Raw genomic sequence first — 15,854 nt, 5'->3', positions numbered from 1 at the left:
GCCGGCCTTCGAGCCGGCTTATTTGTATCGTATACTGAGGGCGTATTAGGTTGTGAGTCACAGAGGTTGGAATGAAAGATCCACATGCGTTGGATAGCGAGCACGACGTTTATATGCGCCACGCGATCCAGCTAGCAGACAAAGCGGAGCAAGAGGGTGAAGTGCCTGTCGGCGCCGTGGTGGTTTATCAAGGTGAGGTGGTGGGCACGGGGTGGAACCGAACCATTACCCAGCATGATGCCACTGCCCATGCCGAAGTGATGGCATTACGCCAAGCCGGCCAAGTGCTGGGTAATTACCGTTTATTAGACGCGGATCTTTATGTGACATTAGAGCCTTGCCCGATGTGTGCGGCGGCGATCGTGCATGGCCGTGTCAGAAAGGTTTATTTTGGCGCGCCCGATCCCAAAACGGGAGCTGCCGGCTCGGTGATGAACTTACTCAGCTATGAGGGTGTGAATCACCATGTGCACAGTGAGGGGGGAGTGTTAGAAGCGGAATGCCGTGCGCAACTACAAGCGTTTTTCCGCCGTCGTCGCGCCGAAAAAAAGGCCGCTAAAAAAGCAGCCTGTCAATCTCAATCTTGCTTACCTGACTCAGGCAAGGTGTCCTAGAACGCGTCATCAAAGGCGGCAAATTCACGAATTGCGAAGGCACGTTGTCGCCAAAGCACCTTTTTATGCATATTTTGGCGCATACGCTTACGCCGGTTAGCGGATGAAATATTGTTTTTGCGAAAGCTCTGTTTCACCAGCCGTTTTCTTGGAACCATGCTGCCCTCATTGTGATTGCGTGTCTGATTGCGGTGTCGAGTTATCCTCTGACTGTGATGACGCCGAGTCTGGCGCTTGCTCGGTTGCATTCTCGGAGGCATTTTCCGATGGCTCATCAGGCGCGACGATCGTTTGTAGACCACCGAGATCTTCAACTTGTTGGCTGTCGAGAGACTCTATGTGTGCCTTCTCATAGCCTAGAATACTTTGGTAATAGCGGCGAATATTCTCGACATAGCTAAGCGCCTCGTAACCACGTGCGTAACCATAGCGTGTTTGGGTGTAATACTGACGCTTGGCTAATAAAGGTAGGCGCTGTTTTACATCGCTCCAAGAGTTTGGATCGGCCCCTTGTGCTTCTGTAAGTCGGCGTGCGTCCATCATATGGCCAAAACCAATATTGTAAGAGGCGAGGGCAAACCAAATGCGCTCGTGTGGATTGACACTATCAGGCACACGATCAAGTACACGTTGCAGGTAGAGCGAGCCGCCTTTAATGCTTTGCTCGGGGTCGAGGCGATTGCGCACGCCCACTGATTTGGCGGTCGGCAGGGTAAGCATCATCATACCACGCACCCCGGTAGGCGAGATTGCCCGAGGGTTCCAATGCGATTCTTGATACGACAAGGCCGCCAGTAAGCGCCAGTCAAAATCGTTGGCGTGCTTTTTGAAAAGCGGCTCCCACTTGGGTAATTTGCTCTCTAGTGCCCGCAAAAAGGCGCGGGTATCGACGTAATCAAATTGATCAACGTGACCAAAATACTTCTCTTCTAAAATAGCCAATTCGCCAGTTTGGTTAAGCTCACCAAAAAAGTTAACCATTAAGGCATAGGCGCTGCTGTCGCCTTGTTTTTTCATAAACCAGGCTACGGGCTCGTCTTCACTGAGAGCCATGGCGACGGCAATATCTGGATGGGTGCGTTGCATCAAGGCAATATCAACGGAGTCGGCAATGGTAAAGTCAATCTCACCGTCTGCGACTTGTTTAAGCAGCTCATCATCGTCGGCGTCTTGTACCACTTTCCAGCTGAGATCAGGGTGGTCTTGTTTCAGCGCTTGCAAGGTGAGATCGTGGCTAGAGTCTTCCACCACCGCCATGATGGCATCTTCACGGTCAAAGTCATCGACATCGCGCGGGCGCCAATGTCCCTTTTTGTACACCACTTGCTGGCTGACAAAGTAATAGGCGGGGCCGGGGCGAAACTGGGCTAAACGTTGGTCGGTAATGGTAAGGCCTGCCGCAATCAGATCCACATCGCCGCGCTCGAGAGCAGGGAAGAGTCCGGATAAGGTGTAGGTCGGCACCATTTCTAGCTTGACCCCGAGCTTGTCGGCAAATCGAGAAGCAAGCTCGTAATCCAGCCCGGTGGGGCCGTCAGGACCAATATAGTATGAGAGTTCGTTGTTGAGTGTCCCGACTCTTAAAACGCCACGGTCTCGGATTTTTTCTAGAACGGTACGATCGTCGAAGGTCCAATCACAGCCTGTGACGGCGAGGCTAAGCACAAGCACCGTTAGGCTAATCATCCATGATCGCAAAGAAAAGTCACGCTGTGTCAAAGGCTGTCGCTCACTGTTGCATGCCAGCATCAAACCGCTAGCGATGATCGATAGACGCGTCATTCTACGTGAATAGACGTCAGACCGATAGGGGGAAAATTTTTTGCGCAAACGGTTGCGTCAGGTGTGTTGTCGGTGACAATTTTCCCCTATAATGGCGTCCGCTTGGGCAAAATGCCAGCATTAAAACGCGCGTTGAACCGCACACACTCGGGGTTCTCAGCGAGTGTGCTTTATGTGTAACGCGTGAACGGTATCCGTGCTTACCGTGAATTATAACCGTGACAACTGCCATTGCGGCAAGGTCAGTGGTGATACCCAAGTTATGGTGCCGGGGTGCGATAACTTGGGTATACCCCTTTCATTTACCGCCAACGAGAGACGTACGCACATGGATATTTTGCGTGGTTCCCCCGCACTGTCTGAGTTTCGTGTCAACAAATTGCTGGCTAGCTGCCAAGCGCACCAGTTACCTGTCACGGCACTGTATGCTGAGTTTATTCATTTTGCCGATTTGCATCAGCCTTTGGATGGCGCCCGTCGCGAGAAGCTCGAAAAGCTACTGACTTACGGACCAACCTTACCACCGCATGCCCCGGAAGGGACGCTGTTTCTTGTGACCCCACGTCCGGGCACCTTGTCGCCGTGGTCCTCGAAGGCAACCGATATTGCCCATAATTGCGGCTTGGACGCGGTGAAACGTTTAGAGCGCGGGACGGCGTACTATATTCAGTTATCCGCGCCTTTGACCCGTGAGCAACACGCGACCTTAGTCGGATTGTTGCACGATCGGATGATGGAAGCGGTGTTCAATGAGCTTGAAGCGGCCGCGGTGCTGTTTGAGCAAGCGGAACCTGCGCCGATGCATAGCGTAGACATTCTCTCGGGTGGCCGAGCCGCTTTGGTAGAGGCCAACCAAGCCTTAGGGTTGGCACTGGCAGAAGATGAAATTGACTATCTGGTCGAGAACTTCACCCAGCTGGGGCGTAATCCTAACGACATCGAACTGATGATGTTTGCGCAAGCCAACTCAGAGCATTGCCGACACAAAATCTTCAACGCCGACTGGACCATTGATGGTGAAAAACAGCCTAAATCGCTGTTTAAAATGATCAAAAACACCTATGAGCAAACCCCAGATAACGTGCTGTCGGCGTATAAAGACAACGCAGCCGTGATGACGGGCTCAAACGTTGGACGCTTTTTCCCCAGCCCAGAGAGCCACACTTATCAATATCATCATGAGCCAGCCCATATTTTGATGAAGGTGGAAACTCATAACCATCCCACTGCGATTTCACCGTGGCCAGGCGCAGCGACCGGCTCAGGCGGTGAAATTCGTGACGAGGGGGCAACCGGTGTCGGGGGCAAGCCCAAAGCAGGATTGGTCGGTTTTTCCGTCTCTAACCTCAAAATTCCCGGCTTTATTCAGCCGTGGGAGCGCGATTATGGCAAGCCTGAGCGCATTGCCACTGCGCTCGATATTATGTTGGAAGGCCCGTTAGGCGGCGCGGCGTTTAACAACGAATTTGGTCGCCCTAACTTGTTGGGCTACTTCCGTACCTATGAGCAATGGGTGACCTCGTATGCCGGTGAGGAAGTGCGTGGCTATCACAAACCCATCATGATCGCCGGTGGTATGGGTAACATCCGCGACGGCCATGTGCAAAAAGATGAGATTGATGTGGGGGCCAAACTGATTGTGTTAGGTGGCCCGGCGATGAACATCGGCCTTGGTGGCGGGGCAGCATCGTCGATGGCATCCGGCCAGTCGGCGGAAGACTTAGACTTTGCCTCGGTACAGCGTGAGAACCCAGAAATGGAGCGTCGCTGCCAAGAAGTGATTGATCGTTGCTGGCAACTTGGCGACGACAATCCGATTGCCTTTATCCATGATGTGGGCGCGGGTGGCCTGTCCAATGCGATGCCAGAGCTGGTCGATGATGGCGGCCGTGGTGGACGCTTTAACTTGCGTGATATTCCTAATGATGAGCCGGGAATGAGCCCGCTCGCCATTTGGTGTAACGAGTCGCAAGAGCGTTATGTCTTGGCGGTTAAACCGGAAAATATGGCGCTTTTTGAAGCCTTGTGCGAGCGTGAACGGGCGCCGTACGCGGTGCTTGGTGAGGCCACCGATGCGCGTCATCTGTCGCTTGAAGACAGCCACTTCGACAATACCCCTATCGACATGCCGATGGACATTCTGCTGGGTAAAGCGCCCAAAATGCACCGGGATGTCACGCGTCAGCAAGTAACAAGTGCTGCGCTTAACACCCAAGGCATTGAGCTGGCACAAGCCTGTGAGCGTGTTTTACGCTTGCCGGCGGTGGCGGAGAAAACCTTCTTGATCACCATCGGTGACCGTTCGGTGACCGGACTGGTTGCGCGTGACCAAATGGTCGGCCCTTGGCAGGTACCGGTCGCTAACTGTGCGGTGACGGCGGCCAGTTATGACAGTTATCACGGCGAAGCGATGGCAATGGGTGAGCGAACGCCTGCGGCCTTGCTCGACTTTGCTGCTTCTGCCCGTATGGCGGTGGGAGAAGCACTCACCAATATTGCCTGTGCCGATATTGGTAGCCTGACTAACATTAAACTGTCTGCGAACTGGATGTCCGCGGCAGGTCATCCGGGCGAAGACGCCGGCTTGTACGAAGCGGTTAAAGCCGTTGGCGAGGAGTTGTGTCCTGAGCTGTCACTGACCATTCCGGTGGGTAAAGACTCGATGTCGATGAAAACCCAGTGGCAGCAAGACGGTGAAAACAAAACCGTCACCGCGCCGATGTCGCTGATTATCACCGCCTTTGGCCGCGTGGAAGATGTGCGTCGTACCGTGACCCCACAACTGCGTACCGATAAAGGTGATAGCCAGCTGATTGCGATTGATCTTGGTGAAGGCGCGCAGCGTCTGGGCGCAACCGCGTTGGCTCAGGTTTACCACCAATTGGGCGATAAGCCTGCCGATGTCACCAGCAGTGCCCGCCTAAAAGGCTTTTTCAATGCGATGCAAACCTTGGTAGCAGAGCAAAAGCTACTGGCGTATCACGACCGAGCCGATGGCGGACTGTTCGTCACCTTGGCGGAAATGGCGTTTGCCGGTCACACCGGTATTGACGTGGATATCGCCCGTTTAGGCGACGATGCCTTGTCGGTACTGTTTAACGAAGAACTGGGCGCGGTGATCCAAGTGGCAGCGTCAGATCTCGAGCGTGTTAATGCGGTGTTGGATGAACATCAATTAACCGCATGTAGTCACTTGATTGGCGGCTTAAGCGATAGCGATGAGATTATCTTGCGTCATGGTGAGGCGCCTATCTATCAAGCCAGTCGCCAGCATCTACGTCAGATTTGGGCTGAAACCACCTATCAGATGCAAGCGCGTCGCGATAATCCGGACTGTGCTCGCCAAGAATTTGACGCCAAACAGGCGATCGATCCTGGGTTGCACGCCAGTCTGAGCTTTGATGTGCACCAAGATATTGCTGCGCCATATATCGCTACCGGTCAACAACCGACGATGGCTATTTTGCGTGAGCAAGGCGTGAACTCGCATGTCGAAATGGCTGCCGCCTTCGATCGCGCTGGCTTTAACGCTGTGGATGTTCATATGAGTGACATTCTCTCAGGACGCGTCAGTTTGGACGGTTTCCAAGGGCTGGTGGCCTGTGGCGGTTTCTCTTACGGTGACGTGTTGGGCGCCGGTGAAGGTTGGGCGAAATCAATTCTGTTTAACAGCCGCGCGCACGATCAATTCAGTGCCTTCTTTACGCGTGAAGACACCTTGGCACTTGGCGTGTGTAATGGCTGCCAGATGCTATCGAACCTGCATGAACTGATCCCAGGCGCCGCACACTGGCCACGATTTGTTCGTAATGAGTCGGAGCGCTTTGAAGCGCGCTTTAGCATGGTGGAAGTGCAATCAAGCCCATCCGCCTTCTTTGCTGGGATGGCGGGGTCACGGATGCCCATTGCGGTATCGCATGGTGAGGGACGTGTTGAGGTGCGTGATGCAGAACATCTGGCGGCCATTGAGGCGTCAGGCACAGTGGCGCTGCGTTACACCGATAATCACGGCCAGCCAACACAAGCGTATCCGGCCAATCCAAATGGCTCACCAAATGGCATTACCGCGCTGACCACAGAGTCGGGCCGCGTCACCATTATGATGCCGCACCCTGAGCGGGTATTCCGTACCGTTGCCAACTCTTGGCACCCCGATGATTGGGGCGAAGACAGTGCGTGGATGCGCATGTTCCGCAACGCGCGAGTGGCCCTAGGTTAACCGCGAAATAAGATATCAGCCGCCATCGATTGGCGGCTTTTTTGTATTCTGTGTGAATCGATAGATGATTTTTTATCATGCTGCGATACAATTTCAGCTAAACACTTGATCCATCAGGACCGGCTGCGGCCAACGAGAGGGATAACACAATGAAAAAAATTGAAGCCATCATCAAGCCATTTAAACTCGATGACGTGCGCGAAGCGCTAGCTGATGTGGGCATCACGGGGATGACCGTCTCAGAAGTAAAGGGCTTTGGTCGTCAAAAGGGCCATACTGAGCTGTATCGTGGCGCCGAATACATGGTGGACTTTCTGCCGAAGGTGAAGCTTGAAGTGATCGTCAGTAACGATGTGGCCGAGCAGTGTGTAGACACCATTATTGATACCGCACAAACCGGTAAAATCGGTGATGGCAAAATCTTTGTCTTCGATGTTGAGCGCGTGGTGCGCATCCGTACCGGTGAGGAAGACGAAGAAGCGATTTAATCACGCGCGATAAGCGAATACGAGCAGTAGCAAAAAGCCAAGCATCATGCTTGGCTTTGTTGTTTTGCGCCGTGTTGTCGGATTGATTGGCGTTGAGAGGTCGCTTAAGCGCCGGGGTTAGCAGGATGCGCCTGATAGCGCCCTGGTTTGTGGTTCATCGCCAAAACTAAGTTGAGTACGATCGCGCCAACCACCGACCACATCAGCAGGTTTAAATCGATGAGGAAGAAAGATAACGCCAGGATGGTGCAGTCGATGCCCATTTGTAGCTTTCCTGCCGAGATCCCAAACTTGTCCTGGCAATAGAGCACCAGCACGTTAAAGCCACCCAAGCTGGCGTTGTGACGGAAGATCATCAACATGCCGACGCCCATCAGCAAACCCCCAATGACGGCACAGTATGCAGGTGCCAGCCAGGTAATTTCGAAGAAATAGGCAATATGGTCGGCCATCACGGACACCGCGCCACCGGCGAGTAAGCTGCGCACAGCAAAGCGTGGGCTCATACGAAACCAAGCCATTAAATAAAACGGGCAATTACACAGAAAATACAAAGTACCGAACGATAGGTCTGTAAACTGGCTGACCAACAAGGCAAGACCTGTGGTCCCCCCGGTTAAAAGTCCGGCTTGTTGCAAAAAAAACACCCCTTGGGCGACTAAAAACGCGCCTGAGGCGATAGCAATAATGTCTTCTTTAAAGCTGTGTTGATACTGACTCACACGGCTTCTCCCTACTTGTTAGCGTGACAACAACTAAAACGTGATAACAACAAAAAGTCCGCCAAAACCCAGCGGGCTGGCGGTAAAAAAGTTAATGGGATAATCGGGCGCGGATTTTATCGCCAATTAGGACCAAGAGAAAGCCGATGAGGTAAATCACTTGAATGCAGAATGTCAGTATTATGATACTTAGCTGTAAAACCTTTACACCGACCATGTTCGTTGATGCTCTACCATCATCGACGTGCGCAATAAAAAATTGTGACGCAGGCTACCTGATAGGTTGGATTTTTTGTAGAATGGCAAACGCAGTCAGGGTGGTAACGAAAACGTTTGCGCAAGGCGGCTGAAATGAATAATTTTCCTTGGCTTAATCGCTTTGATTTGTCATGTTAAGGCGACTAAGCCAAGGGGTGAGCTCAGCCATCACACCAGCACTCGTTTTTTGCTAGGGGAGTTGAAAGCGCCCTAGCGTTCGCTTTTGGGGTTATTGCCCGCCAATGTTAAGTCAGGAGAGACAAATGCTAAAGCGTGACATGAATATCGCGGATTACGATCCCGCCCTGTTCGCCGCCATTGAAGAAGAAACGGCTCGTCAGGAAGAACACATTGAGCTGATCGCATCAGAAAACTACACCAGCCCACGCGTGATGGAAGCGCAAGGCTCTCAACTGACCAACAAGTATGCGGAAGGCTATCCAGGTAAGCGTTATTACGGTGGCTGTGAGTACGTAGACAAAGCGGAAGCTCTCGCGATTGAGCGTGCGTGTGAATTGTTTGGTTGTGAATATGCCAACGTGCAACCTCACTCTGGCTCACAAGCTAACAGTGCTGTGTATATGGCGCTGCTAAACCCAGGCGATAAGGTTTTGGGCATGAGCTTGGCGCATGGTGGTCATTTAACCCATGGCTCTCCGGTCAACTTTTCAGGCAAACACTATGAAGTAGTTGCGTACGGCATTGATGAAGCGGGTAAGATTGATTACGAGCAAATGGAACAGCTCGCGCTGGAACACAAGCCGAAAATGATCATTGGTGGTTTCTCTGCCTATTCGCAATTGGTGGATTGGAAGCGCATGCGTGAAATCGCTGATAAAGTCGGTGCATGGCTGTTGGTGGATATGGCGCACGTCGCAGGTCTGATTGCGGCAGGCGTATATCCAGACCCACTGCCACACGCGCATGTGGTGACCACCACCACCCACAAAACCCTGGCGGGCCCTCGCGGTGGTTTGATCTTGTCGAATGCCGGTGAAGACCTTTATAAAAAGCTCAACTCCGCGGTGTTCCCAGGTGGTCAAGGTGGCCCATTGATGCATGTGATTGCAGGTAAAGCCGTGGCGTTTAAAGAAGCGATGGAGCCTGAGTTTAAGGCCTACCAAGCGCGCGTGATTGATAATGCTCGCGCGATGGTCAAAGGCTTCCAAGCTCGCGGCTACAAAATAGTATCAGGCTCAACCGATAATCATTTGTTACTGGTTGACCTTATCGATAAAGACATTACCGGAAAAGAAGCAGACGCAGCACTGGGCGCGGCTAACATCACTGTGAACAAAAACAGTGTGCCGAATGACCCACGTAGCCCGTTTGTCACCTCAGGTATTCGTGTGGGCACCCCTGCGATTACGCGTCGTGGCTTTACCGAGCAAGACGCCGAGCAGCTTGCGCATTGGATGTGTGATGTCTTGGATAATATCGACAATGAGCAAGTGATTGCCGAGACCAAAGAAAAAGTCCAAGCGATTTGCCGTCGCCTGCCGGTGTATGCCTAATTATTGGCACGAAAATGAATAGGCTATAAGGCGCCTTCGGGCGTCTTTTTTGTTTTTATCGACACGATGTGCCTCACTGGCTTTATTTAGCACACAAAACCACCATAAAGTCCTCTTCAATAGGCTTTTTCATCGCTACAAATCGGTTACACTAGCAAGACGATATTGAGGAGGCGACACTCATGCACTGTCCATTCTGTGGTGCTACCGACACCAAAGTGATCGATTCTCGTCTTGTGGCTGATGGTCACCAAGTTCGCCGTCGCCGCCAGTGCCTGGCGTGCGCAGAGCGTTATACCACGTTCGAAACGGCGGAATTAGTGATGCCACGGGTGATTAAGACCAACGGCAACCGAGAACCGTTTGACGAAGAAAAACTGCGTGGCGGCATTCAACGCGCGTTAGAAAAGCGCCCAGTGAGCGCGGATGACATTGAAAAAGCGATCAACAGTATAAAGTCACGTTTGCGTGCCACCGGAGAGCGCGAGATTGGCTCTGCCATGGTGGGGAACTTGGTGATGGAGGCGCTTAAAGAGCTCGATAAGGTGGCATATATCCGCTTTGCCTCTGTGTATCACAGCTTTGAGGACATTCGAGAGTTTGGCGAAGAGATCGCACGGTTGCAAAAATGAGTCAAAGCGAACGCGATAAACAAATGATGGCGCGAGCACTCGCGCTGGCGGCTCAAGGGCGCTTTACTACAACCCCGAACCCCAATGTCGGTTGTGTGATTGCACAGGGCGATGAAGTAGTTGGTGAAGGATTTCATATTGCCCCCGGCGGTCCACATGCCGAAGTACATGCCTTAAAAGCCGCGGGGGAACGCGCACAAGGCGCAACGGCTTATGTCACCTTAGAGCCTTGTTCTCATTATGGTCGCACGCCGCCATGTTGTGATGCCCTGATAGCTGCCAACGTCAACCGCGTCGTGTGCGCGATGCAAGACCCAAACCCGCAAGTAGCTGGACGTGGTATCGCACGGTTACAAAAAGCCGGCATTGAGGTGGTTGTGGGCGTGATGGCTGAACAGGCAAAAGCGCTGAACCCTGGTTTTATCAAACGCATGCAAACTAAAATGCCGTATGTGCAGCTCAAATTGGCGGGAAGCCTTGATGGGCGCACGGCATTGGCGAATGGGCACAGCAAGTGGATCACCGGAGAGCCCGCGCGCGCGGACGTGCAGGTATATCGCGCGCAAGCCAGCGCCATTTTATCAACCAGTGCCACGGTGCTTGCCGATGACCCTAGCCTGAATATTCGCAGTGGCCAGCTTCCTGATGACATCCTCGATACCTACCCGCAGCCATACTTGCGTCAGCCCACACGAGTGATTTTGGATAAAGACAATAAAACCTCTCCTGATGCGACTGTCTATCAGCTAAAGGGTGATGTCATCCGTATTGTTGATACACCGAGTGATAAGGTGTGGCCGGATAACGTTCAAGAGTGGGTGATGCCAGGTGCGTCATTGTCTGCCATTCTGCGAGCACTGACCGAGCATGATATTGACAAAATATGGGTAGAAGCGGGCGCGAGGCTGGCAGCTCAGTTACTCACCGAATCGTTAGTCGATGAGCTGATCGTTTACCAAGCGCCAATGTTGTTAGGGGGCGATAGTCGTCCCTTGGTTGCTTTGGATGGGATGCAACGGATGGACGATGCACCGCGTTTCCAGTTTAATCAGGTGAAGGTGATCGGTGACGATGTTCGCTTAACCGCCATGCTCTCTGAGCATGCTGTGACCACGCAAGAGTATTAAAGACGATGTTTACTGGAATAATCGAATCCATAGGACGCGTGCAAACACTTACCCGCCGCGGGCAAGATGTGACGCTGACCATCGACAGTGGCGAGCTTGATCTCGCCGACGTCAAACTGGGTGACAGTATCGCCACTAATGGGGTGTGTTTAACTGTGGTGGCGTTAAGTGCGACGGGCTACAGCGCCGATGTGTCATCAGAAACATTAGCCCGCTCATCGCTTGGCGCTCTGTCTGTCGGTGACCGTGTTAATCTTGAGAAGGCCATGCTACCGACCACCCGTTTTGGCGGCCATATGGTTTCCGGCCATGTTGATGGTCTGGGGGAAGTGACATCAGTCAGTCAAACGGGTCGCGCCTGGGAGTATTGGATTGCGTTGCCGTCTGAACTCGCCAAGTATGTGGCATTGAAAGGCTCTATCACGGTGGATGGTATCAGTTTGACGGTGAACGAGGTGAATGGCAGCAACATCAAACTCACCATCGTGCCGCACACCGCTCAGCAAACCACTATTCAGCACTTTGCGCCTGGGCGCAAGGTAAACATCGAAGTCGATGTCATTGCCCGTTACCTTGAGCGATTGATGCTCGGTGACAAGGCCGCTGAACCGACACAATCAACGGGTGTCAGTCTAGACACATTGGCCCGTTCCGGCTTTTTGAAATAAGGACTCCAAGATGGCAATTAGTAGCGCTCAAGAAATCATTGACGATATCCGCCAAGGCAAAATGGTGGTGTTGATGGATGACGAAGATCGCGAGAATGAAGGTGATTTGATCATCGCGGCAGAGGCAGTAACCCCAGAAGCGATCAATTTTATGGCCACCCATGGTCGAGGGTTGATTTGTTTGACGCTGACTCAACAGCGCTGCCAGCAGCTTGGACTACCCTTGATGGTGTCCGACAATAACGCTCAGTTCTCTACCGCCTTCACCGTATCGATTGAAGCGGCTGAAGGGGTGACCACTGGCATATCAGCGGCTGACCGTGCTCGGACTGTTCAAGCGGCGGTTGCTGCAGATGCCAAGGCCGCTGATTTGGTTCAGCCAGGTCACGTGTTCCCCTTGATGGCGCAAGAAGGAGGGGTGCTCACCCGCGCAGGGCACACCGAAGCGGGATGTGACTTGGCCCGTTTAGGCGGCTTTAGTCCGGCATCTGTAATTGTTGAGATCTTGAATGAAGACGGCACCATGGCACGTCGCCCTGACTTGGAAGTGTTCTGTGACAAGCACGGCATCAAGCTGGGCACCATTGCCGATTTGATTGAATACCGTAACCTCAACGAGACCACCATCGAGCGGGTGGCGTCTTGTAAACTGCCGACGGAGTTTGGCGAATTTGATTTGGTGACCTACCGTGACACTATCGATGATCAAATCCATTATGCGATGTGCAAAGGCGAAGTCACTGCTGATCCAACCCTGGTTCGTGTTCATCTGCAAGATACCTTTACCGATGTACTCCAGTCTGACCGCACCGCTGAGCGCAGTTGGAGTCTGAGCCGTGCGATGCAGAGGATTAGCGATGAAGGGGGGGTGTTGGTGATCCTGGGTAAAGAAGAGTCACCGGCCTCTATCATTAACAAGGTAAAAGCGTTTGAAGCGCAAGATAAAGGTGAGAAACCGGCAGGAGCCAAGTGGCAAGGGACCTCTCGCCGAGTGGGGATTGGCTCGCAGATTCTGGCGGATCTTGGCGTTAAACAAATGCGCCTACTGTCTTCATCCACCAAGCGCTATCATGCTTTGTCTGGCTTTGGCCTGAACGTGGTGGAGTACGTCACCGAATAACGTATAACAACGACGCGCGATAGGCCCCATTATCCACTGGTACGGAACATGGTGCCATTGGATAAAAGTGTGGTAGAATCGCGCGGTTTCTCATTCCGGAAAGCAAGTCACAGGAAGGCTCATGAACGTAATCGAAGGGGCATTTGCCGCGCCCAACGCGCAGGTTGCTATTGTTATCTCTCGCTTTAATAGCTTTATCAACGAGAGTTTGCTGGATGGTGCGGTTGACGCACTGAAGCGCCAAGGCCAAGTCAACGACGATAATATCACCGTGGTGCGTTGCCCAGGTGCCTACGAGCTGCCTGTGGTGACCCAAAAGCTCGCTAAGAGTGGTCGCTATGACGCGATCGTGGCACTTGGATCGGTGATCCGTGGTGGTACGCCGCATTTTGACTATGTCGCCGGAGAATGTAATAAAGGGTTGGCACAAGTTGCACTGGAGTTTGAAACCCCAGTTGCATTTGGTGTGCTGACGGTAGACACCATTGAGCAAGCGATCGAACGCGCAGGTACCAAGGCTGGTAACAAAGGGGCAGAGGCTGCACTGAGCGCGCTTGAGATGGTGAATGTTCTGTCCCAAATTGAATCCTAAATGGGGGTTAAAGTGAAACCAGCCGCACGACGTAATGCACGCCAATTTGCATTGCAAGCCATCTATTCATGGCAACTGGCGCAAGGCAATGTCGCTGATATTGAAGCAGCATTCCTCGCCGCAGATAAATACGAAGAAGAAGACGAGCATCAGAAAACCGAGCCGCTTCTACGTGAACCAGAAACAGATGTTGCTTACTTTCGTAATCTGTTTAGCGGTGTTGCGCTTAGCCATCAAGAGCTTGATAGTAAGATGCGCCCATACTTGTCACGTCCTTTGCAGGACTTAGATGATATGGAGCATGCCTTACTGCGTCTTGCGATGTATGAGCTGATTAAGTGCGACGATGTCCCCTACAAAGTGGTTATCAATGAGGCCGTTGAACTGGCCAAACGCTTTGGCGCAGAAGACAGCCATAAGTTTGTTAATGGCGTCTTGGATAAAGCGTACCCTCGGTTACGTTAATCCCTTCCCGACTAGGCCAGCACTGCTGGCCTTTTTATTGTTCTATCCAACAAAAATAGTGTTATGACACGCAACGAATTTGATTTGATTCGCGACTACTTCGCTCGTCAGCCGGTCAAGCGTCGTGATGTCGCTCTTGGCATTGGTGATGACTGTGCATTGGTCGAGATCCCTGAAGGCTGTCAGTTAGTGGTGACCACAGATACGCTGGTGGAGGGGACACATTTTCTTCCGACTGCGAGTGCCTCTGATGTGGCGCATAAAGCGTTAGCCTCTAACTTAAGCGATCTAGCTGCAATGGGCGCAATACCAGCGTGGTGTTCACTGGCGCTTACCTTGCCTGACCCCGATGAAGCTTGGGTGGCAGGGTTTTGCCAAGGCTTTGCGGCCCTTGCCGAGCACTTTCAAGTCCAGCTGATTGGCGGTGATACCACACGTGGGCCCAAAAGCATCACTATTACCTTACATGGCCATGTGCCTAAAGGGCAGGCGCTGACTCGTGCGGGGGCGAAACCGGGCGACTGGATTTTTGTGACCGGCACATTGGGTGAGAGCCAAGCCGGGCTTGATTATATTCTCGGAAAAACAGTGGTTGATAAGGCGCGCGCAACCACATTAATCAATCGTCATTATCGCGCTCAGCCCCGAGTAACCGCTGGACAGGCGTTGCGTGGTATCGCGTCAGCGGCGATTGATATTTCTGATGGTCTACATGCAGACTTAACCCACATCCTCACCGCCAGCGGTGTTGGTGCAAAAGTCGATGTGGCGCAATTACCACTTTCTGAAGCCTTGTTAGCCGATCAAACCAGTGTCGAACAGGCACAAAAACTTGCCCTGACCAGTGGTGAGGAGTATGAACTATGTTTTACTGTCCCTGAGCTACACCGTGGCACATTAGATACAGCACTCAAGCACAGTGGCGTGAGTGTGCAATGTATCGGACAAATAACCGGCAGCCATCGCCTTGAACTTGTCGCAGACAATCAGCCTCTAGACTGGACGCTGTCCGGGTGGGATCACTTTAAGGAGCCAAGTTGTGACGGATCCTAAACATCGTTTGTCTTTAACCAACCCTTACCATCTGCTTGCGCTTGGCTTTGGTAGTGGTTTGTCACCGATTGTACCCGGGACGGTCGGTACCTTATTTGCGGTGCCGTTTTATCTTGCGTTTATCAATTATGGCGGCCCCCTTGGGCTGTGGGTGGCCATTATTGTCGGTGGCCTTGCCGGCATTGCTATTTGCGGGCGGGCGTCTAAAGATATGCAAGTGCATGATCATGGCGCGATCGTTTGGGACGAGTTCGTAGGATTCTGGCTAACCATGGCCTTGGTACCCAGCACCGATTGGCAAATCGTTTTAGCCGGTTTTGTGTTATTCCGCATCTTTGATATGGCGAAACCCTGGCCGATCAGCTGGTTGGATAAGCATATCCATGGTGGCTTAGGGATCATGTTGGACGACATTTTAGCTGGCGTGATGGCAATGCTGAGCTTGTGGCTGCTGGCAACCTATACACAGGCCTTAACCTGGTTATAGCCATATAGAAAGATAATGGCGCTCCCACAGGGACTCGAACCCCGATCGATCGCTTAGGAGGCGACTGCTCTATCCTGTTGAGCTATGAGAGCGTGTCGCCATTATACGTAAAA

15 protein-coding genes and 1 tRNA gene are annotated in these 15,854 nt (G+C 52.5%); 12 read left to right on the top strand and 4 right to left on the bottom strand.

Going from position 1 to position 15,854, the window contains the following annotated elements:
• Positions 1-71: 71 nt before the first annotated feature.
• On the top strand, positions 72-614 hold the full coding sequence (gene tadA, locus BZG74_RS04680) for a tRNA adenosine(34) deaminase TadA (RefSeq protein ID WP_077771549.1): 543 nt from the start codon (positions 72-74) through the stop codon (positions 612-614).
• Here tadA and BZG74_RS15680 read toward each other — a convergent pair.
• Together BZG74_RS15680 and mltF are read right to left on the bottom strand one after the other, a co-directional pair.
• Positions 611-772 carry a hypothetical protein gene (locus BZG74_RS15680; RefSeq protein WP_167369481.1) on the bottom strand — a complete coding sequence of 54 codons (162 nt, stop codon included), beginning with the start codon at positions 770-772 and terminating at the stop codon, positions 611-613. The genes tadA and BZG74_RS15680 overlap by 4 nt on opposite strands.
• 7 nt (positions 773-779) lie before the next feature.
• Positions 780-2,300, bottom strand: coding sequence for a membrane-bound lytic murein transglycosylase MltF (gene mltF, locus BZG74_RS04675; RefSeq protein ID WP_077771599.1), 1,521 nt, complete (start codon positions 2,298-2,300; stop codon positions 780-782).
• 424 nt (positions 2,301-2,724) lie between these two features.
• Here mltF and purL point away from each other — a divergent pair, with 424 nt between their 5' ends.
• Positions 2,725-6,615, top strand: coding sequence for a phosphoribosylformylglycinamidine synthase (gene purL / locus BZG74_RS04670; protein WP_077771548.1), 3,891 nt, complete (start codon positions 2,725-2,727; stop codon positions 6,613-6,615).
• 149 nt (positions 6,616-6,764) lie between these two features.
• Entirely contained in the window at positions 6,765-7,103 is a 339-nt protein-coding gene (gene glnB / locus BZG74_RS04665) for a nitrogen regulatory protein P-II (RefSeq protein WP_046074987.1), read from the top strand.
• A 104-nt stretch (positions 7,104-7,207) separates the two neighbouring features.
• Here glnB and BZG74_RS04660 read toward each other — a convergent pair whose 3' ends face one another.
• Positions 7,208-7,825 (bottom strand): YitT family protein, encoded by a 618-nt coding sequence (locus tag BZG74_RS04660; protein WP_069363232.1) that lies wholly within the window; start codon positions 7,823-7,825, stop codon positions 7,208-7,210.
• A gap of 521 nt (positions 7,826-8,346) precedes the next feature.
• Between BZG74_RS04660 and glyA the strand changes: the two genes are divergently transcribed.
• The 9 genes from glyA to pgpA all read left to right on the top strand — a co-directional run bounded on the left by glyA (position 8,347) and on the right by pgpA (position 15,741).
• Entirely contained in the window at positions 8,347-9,597 is a 1,251-nt protein-coding gene (glyA, locus tag BZG74_RS04655) for a serine hydroxymethyltransferase (RefSeq protein WP_077771547.1), read from the top strand.
• Between the two features lie 182 nt (positions 9,598-9,779).
• Positions 9,780-10,229: a transcriptional regulator NrdR gene (nrdR, locus tag BZG74_RS04650; protein ID WP_046074984.1), complete on the top strand. Its 450-nt coding sequence runs from the start codon at positions 9,780-9,782 to the stop codon at positions 10,227-10,229.
• Positions 10,226-11,356, top strand: coding sequence for a bifunctional diaminohydroxyphosphoribosylaminopyrimidine deaminase/5-amino-6-(5-phosphoribosylamino)uracil reductase RibD (ribD, locus tag BZG74_RS04645; protein WP_077771546.1), 1,131 nt, complete (start codon positions 10,226-10,228; stop codon positions 11,354-11,356). The genes nrdR and ribD overlap by 4 nt, the downstream gene beginning before the upstream one ends.
• A gap of 5 nt (positions 11,357-11,361) precedes the next feature.
• A complete protein-coding gene (locus BZG74_RS04640; protein WP_077771545.1) occupies positions 11,362-12,024 on the top strand; it encodes a riboflavin synthase in 663 nt (220 codons plus the stop codon).
• A gap of 10 nt (positions 12,025-12,034) precedes the next feature.
• Positions 12,035-13,144 (top strand): bifunctional 3,4-dihydroxy-2-butanone-4-phosphate synthase/GTP cyclohydrolase II, encoded by a 1,110-nt coding sequence (gene ribBA, locus BZG74_RS04635; RefSeq protein ID WP_077771544.1) that lies wholly within the window; start codon positions 12,035-12,037, stop codon positions 13,142-13,144.
• Positions 13,145-13,265: 121 nt separating this feature from the next.
• Positions 13,266-13,736, top strand: a complete 471-nt coding sequence (gene ribH / locus BZG74_RS04630; protein WP_046074980.1) for a 6,7-dimethyl-8-ribityllumazine synthase — start codon at positions 13,266-13,268, stop codon at positions 13,734-13,736.
• Entirely contained in the window at positions 13,737-14,201 is a 465-nt protein-coding gene (nusB, locus tag BZG74_RS04625) for a transcription antitermination factor NusB (protein ID WP_069363225.1), read from the top strand.
• 63 nt (positions 14,202-14,264) lie between these two features.
• Entirely contained in the window at positions 14,265-15,254 is a 990-nt protein-coding gene (thiL, locus tag BZG74_RS04620) for a thiamine-phosphate kinase (RefSeq protein WP_077771543.1), read from the top strand.
• Positions 15,241-15,741 (top strand): phosphatidylglycerophosphatase A, encoded by a 501-nt coding sequence (pgpA, locus tag BZG74_RS04615; RefSeq protein ID WP_077771542.1) that lies wholly within the window; start codon positions 15,241-15,243, stop codon positions 15,739-15,741. The genes thiL and pgpA overlap by 14 nt, the downstream gene beginning before the upstream one ends.
• A gap of 16 nt (positions 15,742-15,757) precedes the next feature.
• Here the strand turns inward: pgpA and BZG74_RS04610 are convergent.
• A tRNA-Arg gene (locus tag BZG74_RS04610) sits at positions 15,758-15,833 on the bottom strand.
• Positions 15,834-15,854: the final 21 nt, after the last annotated feature.

Origin of the sequence: Salinivibrio sharmensis (assembly GCF_001995985.1) — a bacterium.
GTDB classification, from domain to species: Bacteria; Pseudomonadota; Gammaproteobacteria; order Enterobacterales; family Vibrionaceae; genus Salinivibrio; species Salinivibrio sharmensis.
This window is presented reverse-complemented; position numbering and strand designations above follow the sequence as displayed.